This window comes from Metaprevotella massiliensis (assembly GCF_900241015.1).
Map to the genome: position 1 here is coordinate 36,742 of NZ_LT965937.1, position 1,725 is coordinate 38,466.

The 1,725-nt window shown below is 44.8% G+C and carries 1 protein-coding gene and 1 pseudogene; both read left to right on the forward strand.

From position 1 onward, the window contains the following. A pseudogene (locus tag C1709_RS00185) lies at positions 1 to 307 on the forward strand (TraG family conjugative transposon ATPase); the annotation flags it as partial. Positions 308 to 412: 105 nt separating this feature from the next. Next, the gene (locus tag C1709_RS00190; protein WP_102284971.1) at positions 413 to 1,624 is read left to right on the forward strand and encodes an IS4 family transposase; all 1,212 of its coding nucleotides are present in this window, start codon (positions 413 to 415) and stop codon (positions 1,622 to 1,624) included. The last annotated feature ends 101 nt before the right edge of the window (positions 1,625 to 1,725 follow it).

Sequence of the window (1,725 nt, forward strand, 5' to 3'; positions counted from 1 at the left end):
TGTCCGCATGACTGAAGATGAGTTAGTTGGCACAAATGAAAAGGGCGGACTACTCGACAGGTATTTCTCTCTATCTGAAGAAGGGCATGCGTCTTTGGAGGACATCCGTCTGGGCGCAGACCTTGTGTGTGTGGGCGACAATATGCTCTGCTTACATACATTAAGCGATACAGATGATTTGCCCACAAGTGTGAGCACGGACAGCCGATATGAACGGCTTTCCACTGATCGCTCCGATTGCAGGTTGTCCTTCGCCGCTCCCGTGGGTTTGATGCTGCCGTGTAACCACATCTATAACCAGTTATTGCTGTCCGGTAAAACTTTTTCAAACAAAATAAATTAGGGCTGACACATCTCACGAGGTATCAGCCCTTTTGGTTATCTTTGTTTTCGCAATATAATAAATATAACCATGAGCAAAGATAGTCATTTTACCGGACAGCCGGTCTATAGTCAAGTATTAAAGTTACTCGACAAAGAGAAAATTCTTCAGATAAGCTGCGAAACGAAAGGAAGCGAGGCTTACGTGAAGCGTTTTGACGGCTACCAACATCTCGTCGTAATGCTGTTCGGCATACTCAAACACTTTGATTCCCTGCGCGAACTTGAGATAGGCATGAAGGCTGAGGCTCACAAGCTCGGACACCTCGGAATGAGCTATTTGGTTCGTCGCAGCACGCTTGCTGAGGCCAATATACGCCGCCCTCAGGAGTTCTTTGCAAGTGTTTATGCGTATCTTTTGGAGAAGTATGCCAAATTTTTAGCGGACAGCCGCCCTTCCAAGGGCTATAAGGGGCAGACACACGAGCCTAAAGACTGGGAGAAGTTGCTTTACATGATGGATTCTACCACTATAACGCTCTTTGACAACATACTCAAAGGTGTCGGGCGGCATCCAAAATCAGGCAAGAAGAAAGGCGGTATGAAAGTGCATACGGTAATGAAGTATCATGTCGGCGTGCCAATGGTGGTGCAACTCACTTCAGCTGCAAAACACGACCATTACCTGCTCAAAGAGGTGCATCTGCCCAAAGACTCCACTTTAGCAATGGACCGTGGTTATGTCGATGTCGCGCAATTCCAACGTCTTACAGAAGAGGGCGTTTGCTACGTGACCAAAATGAAGAAAAACCTTAAGTATGAGGTACTTGAATCCGTTACGTATGTCAATGCAGAGGGCCTCGTAACGCATATTGATCAGAAAGTGCTTTTTACAAGAGTAGAACTCACCCACGAGGCACGAAGGGTGGAGATATTTTACGAGACAAAGAGACCTGTTGTACTATTGACCAACAACTTTGACTTTACTGTTGAGGACATTGCTGAAATCTACCGCCTAAGATGGGCTATCGAGTCGTTGTACAAACAGCTTAAACAGAACTTCCCACTTCATTTCTTCTATGGGGACAGCGTCAATGCCATACAAATACAGACATGGGTAGTCTTGATTGCGAATCTACTGATAACAGTCCTGTCAAGAAGCATCAAGAGACACTGTGCATTCTCGCAAGTTGTTACCATGATACGACTTATGCTTATGTACTACGTTGATTTTATCGCATTCATGGAAAATCCCGAAAAAACTTGGAATGATTTCCGGCGTATAGCTCATTTTGCAGGCTAATTTTTTGGGTTAGGTGTTCAATAGCTCAAATTGCAGGCTGGCTTTATTCAGAATATTCAAAGAGTTTATATACCTTTGCCATGCAGTCTGAAGCATAATGG